Raw genomic sequence first — 22,054 nt, 5'->3', positions numbered from 1 at the left:
TAGCCTTTTCTTCAATTTTTCTTTTATGATAGTAAAATTGACTTTTATTAATATTATTTTCTTCACAATAATCTTTTACAGTTAAATTTTCATCACTAGCATAATAACGATTTATATATTCTCTCCATTCATCATTACTTAACTTTTTATACATACCTAACCTCCTGATAAAATGTTATTTCCTTAATTTTATCAATTGGAGATTTTAGTATCTAGGTACTTAATTTTTGACGCTTACTGTTAAAGTATAAAATCTTAAGAGTTAAAACTTGTAGGAGAATATAACTCTTGAGTTTTTTGAGAGTGTTTTTAAAATTTGGCTGAATAAATTTTAAAGCTTACATAATACTTATACTTTATTGAAGTTTTGAATAAAACTCTACCACTAGAACTTCATTAATCTCTATTGGCACTTCTTCTCGATTAGGATATCTTTCAAGAGTTCCTGAAAAATTCTCCTCGTCTTTTGTTAAATAGGGTAATGTGGTAACAATATTATTTAAGAAATTATCTCTAAAAAGTTCAATTTTTTGTGATTTACTTTTTAAAGAAACAACATCTCCCACAGAAACTTGGAATGAAGGAATATCTACTTTTTTTCCATTAACTAAAATGTGTCCGTGGTTAACCATTTGTCTAGCTTGTGCTATTGAGGAGGCAAAGCCAAGACGGTATACAATATTATCGAGTCTACATTCTAACATTTTTATTAATGCATAACCTGTTAGATCTTTTTCTTTAAGTGCTTTTTTTACATAGTTTCTAAATTGTTTTTCATAAACACCATAGTAGGCTCTAAGTCTTTGTTTTTCTAGTAATTGAGTACCGTAAGAAGAAAGTTTTTTATCATTTCTTGCAGTACCTTTTACTGCCCTATTCATAGCTTTAGGATGTCCTATAACATTTAATCCTAATCTTCTACAGACCTTAAATCTAGGTCCAAACATTGTTGACATAATCATCATCTCCTAATAAGATTGCCGCGATAAATTAAGCCTGTATTAAATATATCAAATTGAGAAACGTTTGTAAATGAAAATTATTATCAATACAAAAATAATTAAAAAATATAAAAATATTTATAAATGTTTGCTATATATAAGATACTTTTATAGCAAGATAATAACTTAATTCTGGGAGAGGTGTTATTTGTAAAAATATCTATATTAACACCTGTTATAGATAAGTAGTGGTAAAGTGAATTTTATGTATGTATCAGAAGTTAAAATACATAACACCACTTAACTATAACAGATAATGATATGATATAAAATATAGATAAATCTATATGAAATGATATTTGAAGTGAGTTGTACATTGTATATGGTATAATTTTTAACAAATAGGATATCAAGGGGGGAATAGCATGAAGTTACAACAATTAAGATATGCATTAATCATTTCAAAATATGGATCTTTTAATAAGGCAGCAAAAAAGTTATTTATTTCGCAGCCTACTTTATCAACGGCTATTAAAGAATTAGAAAAAGAAATTAATATTAGTATTTTTGAAAGAACAACAAAAGGTGTTAGACCTACTACAGAAGGAATAGAATTTTTAGGATATGCAAGACAAATAATTGAGCAAACGGAACTTCTAGAAGAAAGATATCTTAATTTTAAGCCATCGGTTAGACAGTTTTCTATTTCAACACAGCATTATGCTTTTGCAGTAAATGCTTTTGTAGATTTAATTAAAAATTATCAGTTAGATCAGTATGAGTTTAATCTTAGAGAAACTAAAACCTATGAAATAATTGATGATGTAAGAAATCTTAGAAGTGAGATAGGAATTTTATATAGGAATCAGTTCAATGAGAAAGTTTTAAATAAGTTATTTAAGGATTATAACTTAGAATTTCATGAATTATTTACTGTAAAACCTTATGTGTTTATCAGTAAAAGCAATCCTTTAGCAAAGAAAGAAATTATAAAATTAGAGGAATTAGAAGAATATCCATGTTTGTCTTTTGAACAAGGAGAATATAATTCATTCTATTTTTCTGAAGAAATATTAAGTACTATTTCCCATAAAAAAAGTATAAATGTTAACGATAGAGCTACATTGTTTAATTTACTTATTGGTATTAATGGATATACAATTTCTACAGGAATAATTAGTGAGGATTTGAATGGACCTAATATTATAGCTGTTCCTATTGAAAGTGAAGAAACTATCACTGTAGGATGGATAAATGAAAAAAATATAAAGTTAACGCAATTAGCAATAGAATACATTAATATTCTAGAAAATATTACTGTAGGTTATAGATAAAAACTATAACAGATTAAAGAAAATGAGAATTATCTTATAACGTCTTTGTTATGATATATTATTTTTAAGTTGTTAATGGGAGGAAAAGGAATATGTATAGCAAAGCGATAATAGGTTATCCTAGAGTTGGTAAGTTAAGAGAATTAAAATTTTCTACAGAAAGATATTTTCGAGGCGAAGAAAGTAAAGAGCAGTTAGAAACTGTTGCAAAATCAATAAGGGAAGAACAATGGATATTACAAAAAAATAAGGGTATAGACTTTATTCCATCTAATGATTTTTCTTTTTATGATAATATGTTAGACACTATAATTCTTTTGGGGGCAATTCCTAAAGAATATAAAGGGCTTAATCTAGATATATTGGATACTTATTTTGCAATGGCAAGAGGGTATCAGGGAGAAAAAGGTGATGTAAAAGCATTACCGATGAAAAAATGGTTTAATACTAATTATCATTATATAGTGCCTATGATAGAAGATGATATGGATTTTAGTTGTAATGTTGATAATTTAGTTAAGTATTATAAAGAAGCTTTAGCATTAAATATAGTTACTACACCTAGTATTATAGGACCATTTACCTTTTTAAAGTTAGCTAGATTTAATGGTAAAAAGAGAATAGATGATGTTTGTTATGATATATTAAATGTTTATGTTGAAGCTCTTGCAAAGTTGGAAAGTTTAGGTGTGGAAGTTGTACAAGTTCATGAACCATATTTAGTAATGGATTTATCAGAAGATGATAAAAAGTTATTTACTAACTTGTATACAAGATTGTTTACAAATATGAAATCATTGAAGATAGTATTACAAAGTTATTTTGGTGATATAAGAGATATATACGAAGAAGTATGTAAATTAGATTTTTATGGTATTGGTATTGATTTTATAGAAGGAAGACAATCGCTTTCATTGATAAAAGAAAAAGGATTTCCAAAGGAAAAAGTATTATTTGCAGGGATAATAAATGGTAAAAATATATGGAGAAATGATTATAGTAAATCAATAGAATTAGTAAAAGAAATAGAAAACTATGCAGATAAAATTGTACTTAATACTTCATGTTCATTATTACATGTTCCTTATACACTAGATAATGAAGTGAATTTAGAAGAAGATAAGAAAAAACATTTTGCTTTTGCAGAGGAAAAACTAAGTGAACTAGAAGAGTTATCAAAAATATTAAGTGGTGAGGGAGAAAATCTTCTTGAAGCTAATAAAGGTCTTTTTAGTGAAAAGAGAGTAGAGGAAGAGAACCAACATATAGTATTAGGAGAAGAGGATTTTAATAGAAAACCAGTTAGAAAAGAAAGAAAGAAAATACAAAAAGAATTTTTCAAGTTGCCAATTTTACCAACTACCACAATTGGTTCATTTCCACAAACAAAAGATGTAAAAGTTACAAGGAAAAAATACAAACAAGGTGAAATAACATATAGCGAATATGACAAAGCAATAAAGAATTATATAAAAGATGTTATAAAGTTGCAAGAAGATTTGGGACTAGATGTATTAGTGCACGGAGAATATGAAAGAAATGATATGGTGGAATACTTTGGTGAAAATCTTAATGGATATCTATTCACTGAAAAGGCTTGGGTGCAATCTTATGGAACAAGATGTGTTAAACCACCGATAATATGGGGAGATGTAACTCGTATTAAGCCTATCACTGTAGAGTATAGCAAATATGCACAAAGTTTAACAAAGAAGCCTGTAAAAGGTATGCTTACAGGTCCTGTAACTATTCTTAATTGGTCTTTTCCGAGAGAAGATGTATCACTAAGAGATATGGCTTTTCAAATAGGATGTGCCATTAGAGATGAAGCTTTAGATCTTGAGAAGGTAGGAATTAAGATTATTCAAATAGATGAAGCTGCCCTTAAAGAAAAGTTACCGCTTAGAAAAGCAGATTGGTATACTGAATATTTAGATTGGGCAATTAAAGCATTTAGATTAGTTCATAGTAGAGTTGAAGCTACTACACAAGTACACACTCATATGTGTTATAGCGAATTTAGGGATATTGTAAAAGATATAGATTATATGGATGCTGATGTAATATCTTTTGAATCATCAAAATCAAATCTTGATATTGTAGAATATCTAAAACAAGTTAATTTTGATACAGAAGTTGGTCCTGGTGTCTATGATATTCATTCTCCAAGGATACCAAGTAAAAAAGAAATAATTTGTTTAATTAAAAAATTACTAGAGAATATAGATAAGGAAGACTTATGGATAAATCCTGATTGTGGATTAAAAACTAGAGGAGAAAAGGAAACAATAGAAAGTTTAAGGAATATGGTAGAAGCTACAAAAGAAATAAGAGAATTGATTTAGAGAATAAGAAGAAGTTACTAAAATAGTCGATAATTTTATAATTATCGACTATTTTCTACTTAATACAAAGTAAGTTGCAATATAAGGTAAAAAATGATAATATTTAGAAGTAATATACAAATGATGGAGGTAGAAAATGGGAAAGATGAAAAAAATACTCGGATGGATATTGTTATATATAATATCAGTATCAATATTTCCAATAGGGAATATAGTATCCGCGAAAACTATTGAAACTGTGGTGCCACAGTATTTTAACTACAATGTAGGAAGCATTAGTTCAGTATCAATGTATAAGGATAGAGCCGTATATATTGAAAGTCGATATGAAGGCGATAAAACTGAAAATAATGGGTTACTAGATTTGAACAAAATGAAAGGATACCTATGCTTACTTAATGATGGAACAAGTAAGGATATTATGAATTTAGGCAAAAATGTAGGAGTAGGATTAAGTAGTAGAATTGGAAAGAAAGCTTATATTACTCATATGCAAAATTCAAAAGAAGAGGACTTTAGTTATGACCTTGTTACTAATAAGTCTAGTAAAATTGATAAAAATCAATTATCAAATGATGAGATTGTAAAAATATTTTCTGAGAAATATAAAGATCAATATAACAAATTGGTAGCTGAAGATGTAGTAAGCTATATATCTTATGATAAAAAAGGAAATAGATTAGATTATTGTTATGCATATATCATTGATATAAACAAAGATACAATAACACCGATGGGTCAATATATTTTTATTAGTGAAAATTATGGTGACTTTAAAGTTTATCCTGTAAAAGGATATCCATCATTAATATCATATAATAATAATGTTATTACATTTAAATGTACTGATGGTAGAAATGGATCAAAATATTACATTTCTAAAATAGAAAAAGATAGTATTACCGATTTTGATTTTGAAGGTGAAGTTGAAAAATGGTATAGAAGTGAAATGGTAGATAATGATTTATATTTCTTAGATAAAGATGGATTACAAAAATATATTTTAGAAGATGGAAAATATATAAAGAAAGATACTATAAAAAATGTATCTGATTTTACTACAGATATTAATAATAAAATTTGGGTACTAAATAAAGATAATGATAGTATGTTTGTTTCTAAATTAGATGGCACAGAAATGATAAATAAATTTGAAGTGTTAATTGATATGAATACTATTAATGTATATGATGACAATAATGTAATTGTATCAGGAGATGAGAAATTTACAGCAATAAATGTAGGAAAAGAAACATACGATAAAGAAGATATGGAAGAAGTAAAGACTGATAAAAATGAAGTTACTAATCCAACTAAAAATGATAATAATAAAATTATAGACGATAAAAGTAATAATGTAGATAAAGTAATAAATATAAATAATAAAAAGAATAGCATGGATACATTGACAAAAACAGGTTCACCATTTAGTAGAAGCATTCTTCTATTTGTAGGAACATTACTAAGTAGTGCAGGAATAGTTTTAGCAATAAAAAGAAAATAATATCAGAAATGTCGTATAGGAATAATACATTCTTATACGACATTTATATATAATTAATATATAAGCTAGTAATGTGTGATGAATAAATTTATTTGGGGTGAGGGATATGAAGGGGAATACTTATGAGATATATAACTGCTCACAATATTATTCTACTGTAGAAAAGTTATCAGATATTGTGTCAAAAAAGATACTTAATGAAGCTAGTAGATACATTGATGATTTTATGTATGTAGTTAGCGAAGGAAGAAGTAAAGAAGAGTATGGAATTGAAATTCTTTTTATAGCTGTTATTATTGATGAGTATATAGGAAATGGAATAGAACTTAAAAATATTCCTAAAGGTATTTTCAGTATTTTATTAAAGCTTCGAAGTGGAAAGTGTAAAAGGAAGGTAGACATCATAAGAGGAATTTTAGCTACAAAGATTTTGCGTAGGACCACAGAATATAAGGGTGAGATAACAGAAAAAGAATTAGGATATGTAATAAGATGGATGGAAGCTACAGGAGATTTTAGAGAAGAAGTAGAAAGAATGAAGAATTGGATAAGTTTTTTAAACGAAAAGGATAAAACTTATATTAGAATTTTTTTTTCTTATTGTAGTAAATTAAATAAGTGGTTTAAAAATATAGGGAAAGAGTATTTAGGGACATACACTAAGAATGTTGATAACTATTTAAAACAATATAGAAAAGACCACAGTAACAAAGAAGATATAATTTATTGTGGAAGAAGTGAGATACAATATCACCTGAATATGGTGGCTGCGGAAATAATGAATAAAGTATACAGGAAAGAATTTAAAAAGTGCAAGGATAGAATAGTTTTTCTCCCAGATTGCATGAGGGCTTACGAAAGAAAATGTATGAGAGAAAAGGTCAATCAAGGATATAGATGTAGAGGATGTACAAAATCTTGTAACATAAATACTATTACTAAATTAGGACTAGAGAAAAATTTTGATACGATAATAATACCACATGAGACTGCACTGTTTACTGTACCAAATAAGAAAATTGTAGGTATTATTGGTATAGCTTGCCCTCTTAATCTTTTATCAGGAGGTTGGAAAGCATTAAGAATGGGATTTATTCCACAATGTGTTCCCCTAAATTATTGTGGTTGTGACAAGCATTGGAGACATGATGCGGTAAGTACTAATATTAGTCTTGAAAGATTTAATAAAATATATAGTTAGATATAAATAGAAAACCAAAAAAGAAAAATAGTACGAAATGTGTAAAAAAGTTGAAGTGAAAAGTTGTATATGATATTATTTCTTTATGTGTATGAAGGACTTAGGGGGATTTGATAGTGAGGAAATTTATAAAGGTGATATCTACAATTTTAGTCTATATTGTAGCAATTATAAGCATACCACGGGATATCTTAGCTATGGAAGAAAACGATAGTATTAATGTAGAAAAATATCTTAATTATAATATTGGTTATTTAAAGTCTGCAATGACATATAAAAACAAATCTATTATTCAATATATATCAAAAGAATATTCAGATGAAGAAAGTTATACTACTAATATATCATTGTTAGATAATAATATTGAAAAACCTATCACAAAAGTTTCTAAAGATCATTGGATTAGTGATTTTAAGGTTAAAGGTGAAACATGTGAATTTGTATATAGCGATGATATAAATATTAAGAAGCTACAGTTTAATTTTGAAACTAATGGACTAAGATCTGATAAGATAAATAATGAAGAGAAAAATTATAATGGAAGTTTAGAAAATACATTATTAAAGGTAAATAAAAAGTATAATACAAATTATACTAAAGATAATATTGATAAATATACAATAAGTAAAAATACAAGTTATGATAATGAAGGTAATGGAATAGATAGTTATATTTTAACTATTTATAACAATGGCAGTTCAGAAAAATATACTGTTATATTAGATAAGAAATGCAATTATGTATCTAAAAGTAATTATGTAGATATATATTTTGAAAAAGATAATACTATAGATATAGTGGAATTTATGGAGAGCAGCTCAAGTTACTGTATTACAAGAATTAAAGATGGAAAAGTTCTTACAAGAGGGACTATAGAGGGGTGCAATTTTTACAGTAGAGATAATATAGTAGTAACAGAAGATAAAGTGTACATAAAAATGGATTCAGAAGATAGAGGTTTTTCTGAATATAATTTTCAGGATAATAAATATATATTGAAGAAAGTATATGATGAGGATATAGAATCATTTACTAAAGATGTTTATGATAATGTATGGTTAATAGAAAGTATCAATAATAAGAAGTATGTTTCTAGTATTAAAAATGATAATATTTTAAGAAAATATGAAATTTGTTCTGATATGAATCATTTACTTGTTTATGATGAAAATAATATGATAGTATCATCACCATTTGGATATACATCAATTAACAAAAATAGTAATACTGTATCGGAAATTCAGAAAGAAAATAGTTTTCAAGCAGGAACGAAAGTTATTGAAACTAGCAACATAGAGGACATTGGGAGCGGATTTTGTAAAGTTACAATAGAAAGCCTTGATGCAAATAGTGCTAATGGATTAAATGAAACATTAGAGCAGGGAATGAGAGGGATAGAGGTCTTTATAAAGGACGTAGAATCTATAAAAAATGGTACAGGTTCATTGGTGTTAAAGATTAGTAACAATGCAATGATTAATATTCCTTTTCCAGTGATAAATAAAAGGTTATTAGATGGAGCAGAGGGAATTAGATTTAGATTTTATACAGAAGAGAATAATAGCATAATTAAAAATCTAAAAGCAGTAGGAAAAATATTTAATTTTAATTTATCAATTATAAATAGTAATGGTGAAATAGATATACATAACTTTGCAGATGGCTCTAGTGATATTAGCTTAACATTAATGGAAAATGAGATGGAGTCAGTAGATAAAGAGAAAGCAGTTGTGTTTTATTATAATGAGGGTAGCGGAGAATTTGAAATGATGTCTAGTAGAGTTGAAGGAAACAATGTTACTTTTAATACTAATCATTTTTCAAAATTCATTGTAGCTGAGACAGTAGCTGTACCAACACAAGAGGTTCTTGAGGAAACAGGATCAATAATAAGTATAAAGACACTATCAATAATTTCACTTATATTAATATCCATTGGTACAGTGGTGTTTTTTAGAAGACGTATGTAGCATTACTATTAATATGTTGTTTTTTAGAAGGGGAAGAGAATGAATAATATATTTTTGTACATTATGACGGCGATAATATTTTTAGCGCCATATAAGTATATGAATCAAGATAATGTTAATGGAATACTGATATTATTAGTAGCCATTTATGGATTAGTTACATTAAAGAAATTTAAAGGAAATAAGATATACTTAATATCTATTTCAATTTTGGGTATAGTATCAATTCTGTCATTATTTATAACAGGATTAACGATCGATTCATTGCAGGGAGTTTCTCTCTACATATCATTAATAAGTTTATATTTGATATTTTCATACTTTAAAGGTGGAGAAGAGAAGTTATTAAAAGTATCAACGTATGTTATTGCCATAGGTTCTATATTCTATATTGTTTTACAGGGAGCAATATCTAAAGGTGGAATATTAGAAGGAAGAATTGATGGGAATATAGGATATGCTAATAGTTATGCGTTAGTAATGATTATAGCATTGTATTTTAATAGAATAAGAGAAAAAGATTCTCTAAAAGAAATTTTAGATATTGTTTTTGTTTTAGCATTATTATTTACTGGATCAAGAAATTCTTTATTATATTTGGCTATATTTGTAGTTATTGATATAGTAATTTATAAAAGAGAGGATAAAAAGTGGAATTTTATTTTTATATTTAACATAATGATATCTACAGCGATGTATCTTTTAATAGAAAAGATTGGAATAGCAATAGCGTTAGTATTGCCAATATTAATAATAGTATATTATTACACTGTTAATGATAAGTATATGAAGATTATAAATATAGTAACTATTATAGCAATTCCTGTGAGTATAATTGTTGTTATTTTTACAAACAGTAATTTAGTAAATAGACTGTCAGCAATGTCAATTAATTCTCCAGAATTTCAGCTCAGAATAGGATATTTTGAGGATGTTATACGATATATAAATAAAAATCCGTTTGGCGGAGGCATTAATACATATATGTATAATCAGGGATCATTTCAAACTGGTTTTTATGATGTTAGATATGTTCACAATGCATTTGGTCAAGCACTATATGATATGGGGTGGCTAGGATTAATATCATTTATATTAGTATTCATAGCAGGACTTATTGCTATTTTGAAAGGATCACATAAGAGAAAGTTTTATTATATAGCATTATATCTTACAATATATTGTCATAGTATTCTTGATTTTAATTTTGCATATATGTTTACTATAGCTACTTTGGCTCTTATTGTAGGATTTGTTGGGAAAGAAAATGTAAATATAGAAATTAATATAAAACCATTTTTTATTCCTGTTACGGTGATATCATTATATATATCTATATTATCAATTATGAATTTTTCAGCACAGATGTTATTTGCAAATGGATATTATAAAGGAACAATATCTATTGGTAAGATTATGGAGCATGTTACAATTGGTGATAATATAGGATCAGAGTTTCAGTTCAAAGGGTATGTAGGACTTTATGCAGAGGATAATAATACTGAAAACTTAAAAAAAGGAATTGCAGCTATAGAAGAACATATGGGTTCAAAAAATAGACAAATATATATTTGTGGTGATCTTGCTACAGCCTATGGAGAGTTAAATGATGTTGATAAGGCTTCATATTATTATGAAAAAAATATAGAACTACAAAAATACAACTTAAAGGTATATGAAAGTTATTGTAATATGCTTAGAAAAGTTGGAGAAGATACTGGAACAAATTATGAAGATAAATGCAATAAGATTATGAAAAAGTATAATGATATACAAGAGCGTAGAAGCGAGTTATCAAAGAAAAGATTTTATTAAATATGAAAAGAACTTTGTCATGATAAATTTATATTTTGACGTAGTTCTTTTTTATTTTGCATTTTTTTATGAGTATTAGATAAAAAAAGTTAAAATATTATTAAGATGAAAATAAAAGTATCGATATACATATTATAAACTATTTAATATATTACAATATTCATATAAAATTTTAAAATCAATATACATAGAAGAAATATAATGATGCTTTATATGGATTTTAATAAAAAAATGGTGATATTTAATGCATGAATATGGTTAACGAAAAAGAAAATAATAAAATATATAGGTATACTTGTAAATTACAATAAAATATTGTAGAATTTATAATAGGTATTGTAAAAAAGTAAATAGTTAGGCAATTTGCATAAGGGCGTTGAATATTAAAAACAAAGGGGGAGGAAAAATGTTTAAAAATGTTGGGAGTAAGCTAACAGTATTAGGCGAAGCACTGTTTTGGGTGTCCATTGTAGTATCTGGAGGGGCATTCGCATTAGTATCAAATGTTACAAATAATCCTATATATGGGATTGCTGCCGTTGTAGCTATTATGATAATATACATTCCAGTTTCTTGGTCTGTTTGTGGCTTAGGTGAGTTAGTACTTGCGACAAAAGAAATGTCACAAGCAATGAAAAGAAATGAAGAAACATTAGAGAAAGTGATGCTTAGACAATCAAGCACACCAACTACTAAAGATATCTTAGGAATGCAAGATATTCTAACCAATGAAATAGCTAAAGAAGTTAAAGAAGTGAGAAAAGAAGTTAAAGAGGCTACTAGTAGAATCAATGTAAGGGCTCTAGAAGATGTAGAAGATGATGGAAGATATCCGGGAGCAAATGCAAATGATGACTATATTGACAGAAATGCAAGAAGAAATGATACCTTTAATACAAATGGATTAAATAGAAGAGAAATCACTGGTGAAGTTAGAGGACAAAGAGAACCAATGGATGACTTAAGATCAATGAGTGAGCCAATGGATGACTTAAGAAATAGAAGAGAGCCAATGGACGATTTAAGATCAGTAAGAGAACCAATGGATGACTTAAGAAATAGAAGAGAACCAATGGATGATTTAAGATCAATGAGAGAGCCAATGGATGACTTAAGAAATAGAAGAGAACCAATGGACGATTTAAGATCAATGAGAGAACCAATGGATGACTTAAGAAATAGAAGAGAACCAATGGACGATTTAAGATCAATGAGAGAACCAGTGGATGATCTAAGAAATAGAAGAGAACCAATGGACGACTTAAGATCAATGAGAGAACCAATGGATGATCTAAGAAATAGAAGAGAACCAATGGATGACTTAAGAAACAGAAGAGAACCGATGGATGATTTAAGATCCATTAGGGAGCCTATTGATGATTTAAGAGGCAGAAGAGATTCTATGCCGATGGATGACTTAAGAGGCAGACACGATTCCATGGATGATCTAAGAGGCAGAAGAGAGCCGATGGATGATCCTAGATCTAGGAGGTCACCCATATTAGGCCAAAATGATACTTCTATAAACAATGCAATAAGAACTGTTAAAAAAAACGAAGCCATGGAGACCTATGATAGAATCAAGAAATATATAACTACAAGTGGGTACCATACTGCAGCAATTAGAGAAGATGGTACTGTAGTTGCTACAGGTTACAATAAATATGATCAATGTAATGTTAGTAAGTTTAGAGATATAGTAGCAATATCATCTTCAGATTATAACACTATTGCATTAAAGAGTGATGGTGGTGTAATTGCTGTAGGAAGTAATGAAGATGGTCAATGTGAAGTAGATAAATGGGCTGATGTAGTTGATATTAAGATTAGTAATTCACATGCTGTTGGATTAACTCGTAATGGAACAGTATTAGCTGTAGGGTACAATAAATATGAAGAATGTAATGTATCTACATGGAGAGACGTTGTATTTATTGCCATTGCGGAATATAGCACTATCGGTGTAAGAGCAGATGGAACAGTACTTGCAAAAGGATATAATGAAGATGGTCAATGTAATGTAGAAAACTGGACAAATGTTGTTGAAGTGTCTACAAGTAATGATCACACTGTTGGTTTAAGAGCTGATGGAACAGTGGTAGCTACAGGAAGCAATACTTATAAACAATGTGATGTTTCAGATTGGACAAATGTTGTTTCAGTAAAATGTGGTAGATATCATACTATTGGTTTAAGAGCTGATGGAACAGTACTTGCAACAGGATCAAATAAATATGAAGAATGTAATGTATCAAGTTGGGCAAACATTGTTGGTATCGAATGTGGTAGATATCATACTGTTGGATTAAGAGCTGATGGGAAAGTATTAGCAGCAGGATATAATGCTTATGAGCAATGTGAAGTTACAGAATGGTCTGACATAGTTGCTATTGATGCTGGAGATGTTCATACTGTTGGTATTGAAAAAGATGGAACAGTAGTAGCAACAGGAGAAAATAATGATGGACAATGTGAAGTTGAAGGATGGTTCAATATAAAAGCACAATAATAATTAGGCACTAAACGTAAAGTTTAGTGTTTTTTACGAAGAGGTAGGGGGAGACAACAATGCTTATTAAAAATGTTGGAAATAAGCTTACAAAACTAGCTAGTGTTATTTTTATTGTTTCTATTATAGCTTCTGTTGGTGCATGCTTTTTAGTTAAAGCAATAACAGGGGAGTTGATTTTTGGAATTTTGGCATCAGTCGGTTTCCTAATAATTTATATGCCGTTAGCTTGGATAATATATGGCGTAGGGGAGTATGTTAAGACTCTTAAGGATTTAGGCGAGTATATGAATTATGTTGACTAGAAAAAATATAATAATTGAAATGAAAGCTGTTAAAAAGTTACTTTATAGTTTCTTTTGTAACAGCTTATTTTATTTTTAAAAGAAATTTATTTATAAGAGTGAATTACAAACTTTAAATGGGAAATTTGAAAGATGGGGTAGAATAAGTTGCATATATAGAAGTTTTAATATTTTTTTGTTATAAATAGTAGATTTTTTTAAAAAAATAGTTAAAATAATCAATAAATGTATTATAATTATATTTATGATTATATTATTTTGGGGTGATTGAAAATGAAAATATTATTGTATGGATTAGAAAGAGGGCATTTAATAGCAGAAAAATATTTAAAAAAAGAGCACAAAATTATAGGTTATGTTGATGAATTTTATAAAGGGAAAGTATATAATGGATTTAATGTTTACAGTAAAGAATCTATTAATGATTTAAATTTTGATTATATTGTTATAACTATTGAATCTACAGAAGTGAGAAAAGTAGCTCATGAAGACTTAAAGCAATTGGGTATTGAAAGTAAAAAAATTGTTGATTTCTTTGATATCTATATGGAGTGCTATAGTTACAAGTTAGATATTCCAGTAAAAAAGATTGATAGAATAATGTCAAATGTTAACAAGCCGTTAGATGGTATTATATTAGGTATTAGCCATGGATTGTGTGGGATTAATCCTAAGTATCTTCAAAAAAACTTTTGCAATCTTGCAATACCTTCTCAAGATTTGTATTATAATTTGAAACAATTAAAGCATTTAATAAAAAACTATAGAGAGAAAGTAGAAAATTTACAATATGTCGTAATAGATATGTTTACTTATATATATTTTAATTATGATATATCACTTACTAAAAATGCTGTGTTATACTATGAACTAAGTGGATATAGAGATGATGAAAGCCATAATTTTGCTAAAAATAAAAACTTTGATGGTACTATATCAGAGGAATTAGCTAAAATACAAGAAAAATATGAAAAAGATGCTAGAGAGAAGTATTCAAGAGAAGATGTAAGGGCAAGAAAAGAAATATATAATTCTTTATTTGATATGGATAATGTAGATATAAATGAGGATTTTAAAAGAATAGGTATTTATGATAGATATGTCAGCGATTTTGGAACTAGAGTTGAGAGAGAAAGAGTGATAACTGATGAAGAAATAGAAAAGTTAAAATCAGAAGACATGCCAAATAGCATCGCTGTTAATATGTTTAGTGAGACTGTTAAGGAAAATATTGAAATATTTAATGAAATGTTAAAAACAATATTTGAGTTAAACAAAGATATGAAAGTATATTTAGTTTTAATTCCACAGTATATAGAAAGAGAAATAAAAGTGCAAAAGGAAGATTTAGATTGGAAACCAAAGTTTTATGACATTTTGGATAAGTTTAAAGAAGAATATAAGTTTGAGGTTTTAGATTTTAAGGATTGTGAAGCTATATCTGCTAAGAGAGAATATTATTATGATTTTGGACATTTAAATTATCAAGGATCAATGGTATTTACAGAACTATTAAACAGTTATATTTATTAAAATGGAGAGAACGTAATGGAAAAATTAATTGATAAACTACTGAAAAATGAAATTTTTAATGAAATTGATACAGATACAATAGAACAGATAATTTCTGAAGTAGATTACTATATTAATAAATATAATTCAGGTGAAATTATTGCTCAGGAAGAAGAGGAGTGTAATGCACTTGGATTTATACTTAGTGGTAATATAGAGATAAAGAGAATATATAGTTGTGGAAAAGAAATTATATTAAGTAAATTTGGAGTTGGAGAGGTTTTTGGAGAAGCATTGGTATTTTCAAAAAATCACAATTATCCTGCAACAATAGAGGCAATAGAAGAAAGTGAAATTTTCTATATTAATAAAGTTGATATGATAAAGTTATGTAGCAAGTATGAGAAGATACTAGAAAATTTTATGGCGCTTCTTAGTAATAAAGTTATATTGTTAAATTCTAAAATAAAAAGACTTTCATTTAAGAGCATAAAACATAAAATAGTTGATTACATTTTAGAAGAAAGAAAAAAGCAAGATACTGATAGAATAGAGTTAAGTGGAAATAAGGAAAACATAGCAGCAATGCTAGGGGTTCCAAGACCATCATTTTCTAGAGAGTTAATAAATCTAAGAGATATGGGACTTATTGATTTTGATAGAAAAACTATTAAGATACTTGATATAGATAGCTTAGAGGAAATTTTATTAGATTAATAGATGAAGATAAAGTGCTGAGATGTTTTCAGCACTTTTTATCTATATTTAATACAGGTATTTTTGTAGCAAATAATAATGACATGAAGTTAAATATTATAGGACAAAAGAAAGCATAAAAAGTCGGGATGTTAATTTCCAATGATGATAACATTAGATTAACGAATTGATTTGGAGGTATGAATATGGAATGGGTTGAGAGTATTAGGGAAGCTGTTGCTTATATTGAAGATAATATCACAGGAGAGTTATCAATAAATGAAATTGCAAATAGAGTAAACATTTCTCCGTTCTATTTTCAAAAGGGATTTGCAATGTTATGTGGCTATTCTGTAAGTGATTATATTAGAAAAAGAAGACTCACACTTGCCGGCAGTGAGGTCTTAACTACTAAGGAAAAAATAATAGATATTGCAATGAAGTATGGTTATGATTCACCAGATAGCTTTACTAAGGCTTTTACAAGATTTCATGGGGTTACACCATCCGCAGTTCGTAAAGAGGGTGCAATGATAAAATCTTTTGCTTCTCTTAAGATTAAATTTTCATTGGAAGGTGGATATATTATGGATTATAAGATAGTTGAGAAGGATTCATTTAAGGTTGTAGGGGTAGCTAGAAAATTTAAGTATGATTCTGCGTTTATGGACGTACCTTTCTTTTGGAATGAGCACATTTCAAAAGGAAAGTTAAAAGATATATGTGGAATGTATGGTATTAACATTGACGAGAATATGAGTGGTGATGAATTTCAGTATATTATTGCTGAAGACTATTCAAAAGAAAAAGATGGTATTGAAGGATGTATAGTTAAAGAAATACCTAAGTTTACATGGGCTATTTTTCCATGTTATGGACCAGCTTCAATATCACTACAAGAAACTAACAAGAAAATATTTTCTGAGTGGTTGCCTAATTGTAGGGATTATGAAATAGCTGCAGGATATAATATAGAAGTATATAGTGATCCTAAGGGATATGAAAAGGGAGTTTCAGACAAAAATTATTATAGTGAAGTTTGGATTCCGGTAAAGAGAAAGTAGTTAATATTTAGATGCTAAGGAGGTATCGCATTAACAAATGAAAAGTTGTTAGCGATATCTCCTTTTATTATGACACAATTCAGTGCATAGTTAAGGAAGTTCACAGTGCACTGATATATACTTGTGCCTTGATATTCTATTTTGCTGAAAAAACTGCCGCACTTTGATTTCTGACTCATTTGTGTGTTTAGTAGAGGAAAGTAATGTTAGTTTTTAGAATAATAAAAACGATATATTCAATGGTATGGTAAAAGGTGTATAATAATTCTATAAATTGGATAAGCGTTCCAGTGGTGAATTATAAATAAGTTTCATATGGTATAAATGATATGATAAGAATGTTTGAAAGAATGTTAGAGAAGAAGAAAAAACCGTCCTTTGAAGAATTTATTTCTTATTGCGGGAACACCAAAGAACTAATATTAAATCTGGATATATTTTTAGCAGAATAATTTATTCCTTATTATAAAAGCTTCATAGAATTACTATTTTCAATGAGAAATCATAGAGGAATACATATGAGATAGATTGATAAATTTATGATAAGAAAGTTATTCAATTAGGAGATGATTTATATAAAACATTATAAGATAGATAAAATTACATATATGGATTATAATGCATGACAAGAGTATTATAGTAAAAGCAGTTATGACACTAAGGTATTAAGAGCATTAGATGATAATACATAAAGAATCAGAAGGCAAATTGATGATATAGATAATTTAGATTATTTTGAAGTAATAAATGACAACAAGTAAATAAAGATTTTACATACATAATTAGGAGGAGATATGATTAAATATAAATTTAAGATTAATAATATTCCCGCAGTTTTATGGGGAGAAAAGAGTGAAAAACTTTTTATTGCAGTACATGGAAATATGTCAAATAAGGAAGATACAGTGATTGAAATTTTAGCTGAAGAAGCTGTCAAAAAGGGGTATCAAGTACTAAGTTTTGATTTACCAGAACATGGAGAGAGAAAAAGTGAAAGGACTCCTTGTAAGGTACAATTTTGTGTTAAGGATTTGACTATAATTGGGAAGTATGCAAAAGAACATTGGCAGGATATAAGCTTGTTTGCTTGTAGTATGGGAGCTTATTTTAGTCTTCTAGCTTATAAAAATGATATTATTAAAAAATCATTATTTTGTCTCCTGTAGTTAATATGGAACGACTTATTGAGAATATGATGAAATGGTTTAATGTAACACCAGAACGTCTAAAAGAAGAAGCTATGATAGAGACACCTGTTGGTGAGAAATTGTATTGGGATTATTTCTGCTATGTAAAAGAGCATCCTATTAATATGTGGAATATTGATACATGTATCATGTATGGAGCAAAGGATGATTTATGTGAATTTGAAACTATTAATTATTTTGTTCAAAAGTTTCATTGTGATTTAGAAGTTGTGGAGACAGGAGAGCATTATTTTCATACAGAAGAACAGTTAAAAGTATTTAGAAGTTGGTTAAGTGATAATATTAGTTAGTGATTTTAGCAATTATAGATAGTTTATATTGTTTTTAAAGCAGGATATAATTCAGGTAAACCATATATAGAAAAAGACAAAAATATAAATGAATTTATACGATAAATAAAGGTATGAGAAAAGAGTTATTGTTAAAATAAATGGAGGTACTGTAGGATGAATTTTAGAATGGCTAACATAGATGACTTGCCACAGCTTAAGGATGTATACAAAAGAATAATTAATAATATGAATATAAATAATATTGAAATTTGGGATGAAATTTATCCATGCGAATTTTTTTATGATGATATTGCAAATAATCGTCTTTATATTTTAGAGGAAAACAATGAGATAGTTTCTGCATTTGCATTATGTAATTCAAATGCAGGAGAGGGCTATGTGAAATGGCAAAATAAACATGCTAAAGCACTATACATTGATAGGTTTGGAGTTAATGTCAATTATTTGAGAAAAGGAATTGGCAGTTTAATGCTTAATAAGGCAATTGATACTGCAAAAGATAATGGAGCTGAATATGTAAGGCTTTTTGTTGTAGATATAAATAAACCTGCAATAAATCTTTATATAAAAAGTGGATTTAAAAGAGTTGATGGAATTTATGATGAAATAATTGACGATGATCTTGTATTACATGAATTTGCATTTGAGATGGAAATATTATAACTTTTTATTGCCTTTAAACATGAAGTGATTAATTAAAGTAAAAATTTACTCAAAGATATAGTTGAAAGGTACCCCAGTATAAATACTGAAGAATATCGGGGGAAAGATTAATAGAAAGTTGATAACAAAATATAACTATATGCATATGCTATAAAGAATGATTGTATTAATTAAGGAGTAATTATGAATTACTATGTAATATCATCTTTAGAGTTGTATTTATTTTTGGAAGAATTATGAAAGAACATTCATTTTTTTAGAAGTGGGATATACACAAGCTAATCGTAATTATATAAAAGAAGCAAGCAAATTTAAAAAAGCATTTGAAAAATTGTTGTATGATGTAATTAGCTGTAGTGAAGGTGTTGTAGATGACAAGATATTTAAAGCAGGTGAGGTAATAACAGAATATACTCTTCTTTCTGAGAGAAAAACAAGCCATCTTACAGGAAGTGAGATTGATGAAAATATAACTAAGTTGGAAGCTAAATTATGGGAAAATATTGGGTCAAAAATAAGCAAAATTAATAGTGACTTGGTAAAAAGAGTAGAACGAATCAATCAACGTTGTTTAGAGTTGCTAAAAGGATTAATTTGCTTTAAAGTGCAGACATTAAAGAATGTGTTGCAGTGTAAGATGTTTAAAATGAATTACCCATTATTAATAGAACACATTATCCGTGAAGCAAAGTTATATGAAAAATATATTATGAACTTAGAAGAGGGAAATAGGTGTAAACAGGACGATTTGAGGGAAATTGAGTTATTCTGGAATCAAATCATGATGGAACACGCTTTGTTTATTCGAGGATTTTTAGATCCTACAGAAAATGATTTGATTATGACTGCTGATAATTTTGCACAGCAATATTCAAAGTTATTGTGTGATGCTAGGGAAATGACAGATAGGACAATTAGTAGTTTGATTATTCCATTGTTAGCAGATCATGTATTAAGAGAAGCAAATCATTATATTAGGTTATCGGAGCAAAAATAGTTTAAATAAGTATCTATAGGTGTCGTTGGTAACTGTTGTTTAGCACATACAATTTAAAATAAAGGAAATGGATGAAATAATAGTAGCGATTAACAATGGTGTATTAGTATATAAATTTGAATATGCAGTAAAAGTAGGATATATTTAAGAATAGTGTTTATAATATATTATATTCAAGGGAACTCTGACAAAAGGTTCCCTTAACTTGTAGTATACGTAAATTAAGTGCTATGACAAACCTTCTTTTAAGTATTTAATAAACTCTTTTGTAAATTATTGGTGTTGAGAATAGATTATTTGTGCTTTTGGTTAATTATAGTAATCCATCCATAATATTAATTATTTTTTAGTTTTTTATTAATAATAGCTAGTCGTTTTTTCCAAGTTATATATTGAGTTAACCAAATAATAAAATAAATGGCTACAAATATTGAGAAGTATTGAATAAATCCTAATATGGAATGATTCATCCAATTACAAAGATATGCAATTGGTAACATGGCTAAAGAAGCTACTAAAAAGTGAAGTATAGTTTGTGATAAAAGGGATAAACTATCGCTTTCAAATATAAGTGAACCTGCAGAAAAGGCAGCTCCAAGGATTCCAGATAGAATAAATTGAATAATGACAGCAGAAATTTCTGTAGAAGCTATATTGGGATTAGCAGCATAGTAATTACCATCATTTACAATTATAGAAGCAATAATAGCAATAGTTGTATTAATAAAAGTACCTACAGTAAAGCCAATAAATAAACGAAGCAATAGTTTCTTTAACATAAAATAACACCTCATATTCCTAAATAATCTTTGATTTTCTTAATGTAACGGCGGGATACGTAGCTTTTATTTCCTGACTTAAATAAAATTACAATAGTCCCGCTATAAGTCATATTTAAGTTTTCAACTTCGTTAAAATTTATGATTTCTGATTGTGAAATTCGTATAAAATTTGAAGATGAAAGAAGGTCTTCTATTTTATATAATGGTAATTTGATAATCAAAGTTTCTTTCTTAGTTTCGCAATAAGTTTTTTGGTTTTCTGAAAAAATGCGAACAATAATATTTGTATCAAGAGGAACAATTGTTCCATCTTTATAACCTAAGAGTTTATTTGCAGTATCTTTTATATTTGATAAGATATGCAAAGCGTTTGTTACTTCATCAGTAATTTCTTTTGTATGGATTACAGCTTTAGGTTTGATATAACTTTCATCTATATCAAGTTCGATATTCATTGAATCACCTCTCTTATTTGACTAAATTATATCAATACATTCCCATTAAATCCATAGTATTGATTTATATGGTAAATTTTATGATATATGTGGTATGTTTTTTAAGATAAGATGTAATATTGGTATTCATAAATATTTCTCTATTTTGTCATAATACTGACACAAAAAATTGATATATTATACTTATAGTTAATGATAATAGTTAGTTTTTTTTCAAATCATTTTCCTTTTTAAACATATAAAAGAATGGTTCATTATAGCCATTCTTTTATTTATTATGTGCATTAATTTAAGAAAGTTCGTAAGCGTCAAAGTTTTGGTACCTTTTATCAATTTAAAAAATATATTAAAATATCCCGGTAGGGCGATTTAAAGCCCTATCGGGATTTATTTATTTCTTGATTTTGACTTTTAGATTGTCAGGAAGATTATTTGCCCAAGGCATTAGATTTTCTAAAGC

General features: G+C 27.7%; 17 protein-coding genes and 1 pseudogene. 14 read left to right on the top strand and 4 right to left on the bottom strand.

Features of this window, described 5'->3' with window-relative positions; translation table 11 throughout:
* The coding region (tnpA, locus tag KQI30_RS17700; protein ID WP_437177737.1) for an IS66 family insertion sequence element accessory protein TnpA at positions 1-154 on the bottom strand (154 nt) is incomplete at its 3' end.
* Between the two features lie 202 nt (positions 155-356).
* The gene (gene rpsD, locus KQI30_RS14430) at positions 357-956 is read right to left on the bottom strand and encodes a 30S ribosomal protein S4 (protein WP_216464052.1); all 600 of its coding nucleotides are present in this window, start codon (positions 954-956) and stop codon (positions 357-359) included.
* Positions 957-1,366: 410 nt separating this feature from the next.
* Between rpsD and KQI30_RS14425 the strand changes: the two genes are divergently transcribed.
* From KQI30_RS14425 to KQI30_RS14360, 14 genes and pseudogenes are all read left to right on the top strand, one after another.
* A complete protein-coding gene (locus KQI30_RS14425; RefSeq protein WP_216464051.1) occupies positions 1,367-2,275 on the top strand; it encodes a LysR family transcriptional regulator in 909 nt (302 codons plus the stop codon).
* Positions 2,276-2,367: 92 nt separating this feature from the next.
* Positions 2,368-4,620 carry a 5-methyltetrahydropteroyltriglutamate--homocysteine S-methyltransferase gene (gene metE / locus KQI30_RS14420; protein ID WP_216464050.1) on the top strand — a complete coding sequence of 751 codons (2,253 nt, stop codon included), beginning with the start codon at positions 2,368-2,370 and terminating at the stop codon, positions 4,618-4,620.
* 136 nt (positions 4,621-4,756) lie between these two features.
* Positions 4,757-6,124 carry a hypothetical protein gene (locus KQI30_RS14415; RefSeq protein ID WP_216464049.1) on the top strand — a complete coding sequence of 456 codons (1,368 nt, stop codon included), beginning with the start codon at positions 4,757-4,759 and terminating at the stop codon, positions 6,122-6,124.
* A gap of 106 nt (positions 6,125-6,230) precedes the next feature.
* Positions 6,231-7,325 (top strand): DUF116 domain-containing protein, encoded by a 1,095-nt coding sequence (locus tag KQI30_RS14410; RefSeq protein ID WP_216464048.1) that lies wholly within the window; start codon positions 6,231-6,233, stop codon positions 7,323-7,325.
* Between the two features lie 116 nt (positions 7,326-7,441).
* Positions 7,442-9,295 carry a hypothetical protein gene (locus KQI30_RS14405; protein WP_216464047.1) on the top strand — a complete coding sequence of 618 codons (1,854 nt, stop codon included), beginning with the start codon at positions 7,442-7,444 and terminating at the stop codon, positions 9,293-9,295.
* 39 nt (positions 9,296-9,334) lie between these two features.
* Positions 9,335-11,110 carry an O-antigen ligase family protein gene (locus KQI30_RS14400; RefSeq protein WP_216464046.1) on the top strand — a complete coding sequence of 592 codons (1,776 nt, stop codon included), beginning with the start codon at positions 9,335-9,337 and terminating at the stop codon, positions 11,108-11,110.
* A gap of 406 nt (positions 11,111-11,516) precedes the next feature.
* Entirely contained in the window at positions 11,517-13,619 is a 2,103-nt protein-coding gene (locus tag KQI30_RS17240) for a hypothetical protein (RefSeq protein ID WP_253287525.1), read from the top strand.
* A 59-nt stretch (positions 13,620-13,678) separates the two neighbouring features.
* Positions 13,679-13,924 (top strand): hypothetical protein, encoded by a 246-nt coding sequence (locus tag KQI30_RS14390; protein ID WP_216464045.1) that lies wholly within the window; start codon positions 13,679-13,681, stop codon positions 13,922-13,924.
* A gap of 273 nt (positions 13,925-14,197) precedes the next feature.
* A complete protein-coding gene (locus KQI30_RS14385; protein WP_216464044.1) occupies positions 14,198-15,457 on the top strand; it encodes a hypothetical protein in 1,260 nt (419 codons plus the stop codon).
* Positions 15,458-15,472: 15 nt separating this feature from the next.
* Positions 15,473-16,153: a Crp/Fnr family transcriptional regulator gene (locus KQI30_RS14380; RefSeq protein ID WP_216464043.1), complete on the top strand. Its 681-nt coding sequence runs from the start codon at positions 15,473-15,475 to the stop codon at positions 16,151-16,153.
* A 185-nt stretch (positions 16,154-16,338) separates the two neighbouring features.
* On the top strand, positions 16,339-17,196 hold the full coding sequence (locus tag KQI30_RS14375) for an AraC family transcriptional regulator (protein ID WP_216464042.1): 858 nt from the start codon (positions 16,339-16,341) through the stop codon (positions 17,194-17,196).
* Positions 17,197-17,990: 794 nt separating this feature from the next.
* A pseudogene (locus KQI30_RS14370) lies at positions 17,991-18,694 on the top strand (alpha/beta hydrolase).
* 156 nt (positions 18,695-18,850) lie between these two features.
* The gene (locus KQI30_RS14365) at positions 18,851-19,360 is read left to right on the top strand and encodes a GNAT family N-acetyltransferase (RefSeq protein ID WP_216464041.1); all 510 of its coding nucleotides are present in this window, start codon (positions 18,851-18,853) and stop codon (positions 19,358-19,360) included.
* 262 nt (positions 19,361-19,622) lie between these two features.
* A complete protein-coding gene (locus tag KQI30_RS14360; RefSeq protein WP_367397863.1) occupies positions 19,623-20,357 on the top strand; it encodes a DUF2935 domain-containing protein in 735 nt (244 codons plus the stop codon).
* Between the two features lie 335 nt (positions 20,358-20,692).
* Here KQI30_RS14360 and KQI30_RS14355 read toward each other — a convergent pair whose 3' ends face one another.
* Both KQI30_RS14355 and KQI30_RS14350 read right to left on the bottom strand, forming a co-directional pair.
* The gene (locus KQI30_RS14355) at positions 20,693-21,136 is read right to left on the bottom strand and encodes a DUF3021 domain-containing protein (RefSeq protein WP_216464040.1); all 444 of its coding nucleotides are present in this window, start codon (positions 21,134-21,136) and stop codon (positions 20,693-20,695) included.
* Positions 21,137-21,147: 11 nt separating this feature from the next.
* Entirely contained in the window at positions 21,148-21,594 is a 447-nt protein-coding gene (locus KQI30_RS14350; RefSeq protein ID WP_216464039.1) for a LytTR family DNA-binding domain-containing protein, read from the bottom strand.
* Positions 21,595-22,054 lie beyond the last annotated feature (460 nt).

Source organism: Clostridium bornimense (genome assembly GCF_018917145.1).
In the GTDB taxonomy this organism is placed as follows: Bacteria; Bacillota; Clostridia; order Clostridiales; family Clostridiaceae; genus Clostridium_AN; species Clostridium_AN bornimense_A.
Note: the sequence above shows the minus strand (reverse complement) of the source record. Positions and strands in the feature narration are given on the sequence as shown.

What these genes read in the sequence shown, in the direction of transcription:
- rpsD (WP_216464052.1), bottom strand. Translation starts at nt 956, where the DNA reads ATGTCAACAATGTTTGGACCTAGATTTAAGGTCTGTAGAAGATTAGGA.
- KQI30_RS14425 (WP_216464051.1), top strand. Translation starts at nt 1,367, where the DNA reads ATGAAGTTACAACAATTAAGATATGCATTAATCATTTCAAAATATGGA.
- metE (WP_216464050.1), top strand. Translation starts at nt 2,368, where the DNA reads ATGTATAGCAAAGCGATAATAGGTTATCCTAGAGTTGGTAAGTTAAGA.
- KQI30_RS14415 (WP_216464049.1), top strand. Translation starts at nt 4,757, where the DNA reads ATGGGAAAGATGAAAAAAATACTCGGATGGATATTGTTATATATAATA.
- KQI30_RS14410 (WP_216464048.1), top strand. Translation starts at nt 6,231, where the DNA reads ATGAAGGGGAATACTTATGAGATATATAACTGCTCACAATATTATTCT.
- KQI30_RS14400 (WP_216464046.1), top strand. Translation starts at nt 9,335, where the DNA reads ATGAATAATATATTTTTGTACATTATGACGGCGATAATATTTTTAGCG.
- KQI30_RS17240 (WP_253287525.1), top strand. Translation starts at nt 11,517, where the DNA reads ATGTTTAAAAATGTTGGGAGTAAGCTAACAGTATTAGGCGAAGCACTG.
- KQI30_RS14390 (WP_216464045.1), top strand. Translation starts at nt 13,679, where the DNA reads ATGCTTATTAAAAATGTTGGAAATAAGCTTACAAAACTAGCTAGTGTT.
- KQI30_RS14385 (WP_216464044.1), top strand. Translation starts at nt 14,198, where the DNA reads ATGAAAATATTATTGTATGGATTAGAAAGAGGGCATTTAATAGCAGAA.
- KQI30_RS14380 (WP_216464043.1), top strand. Translation starts at nt 15,473, where the DNA reads ATGGAAAAATTAATTGATAAACTACTGAAAAATGAAATTTTTAATGAA.
- KQI30_RS14375 (WP_216464042.1), top strand. Translation starts at nt 16,339, where the DNA reads ATGGAATGGGTTGAGAGTATTAGGGAAGCTGTTGCTTATATTGAAGAT.
- KQI30_RS14365 (WP_216464041.1), top strand. Translation starts at nt 18,851, where the DNA reads ATGAATTTTAGAATGGCTAACATAGATGACTTGCCACAGCTTAAGGAT.
- KQI30_RS14355 (WP_216464040.1), bottom strand. Translation starts at nt 21,136, where the DNA reads ATGTTAAAGAAACTATTGCTTCGTTTATTTATTGGCTTTACTGTAGGT.
- KQI30_RS14350 (WP_216464039.1), bottom strand. Translation starts at nt 21,594, where the DNA reads ATGAATATCGAACTTGATATAGATGAAAGTTATATCAAACCTAAAGCT.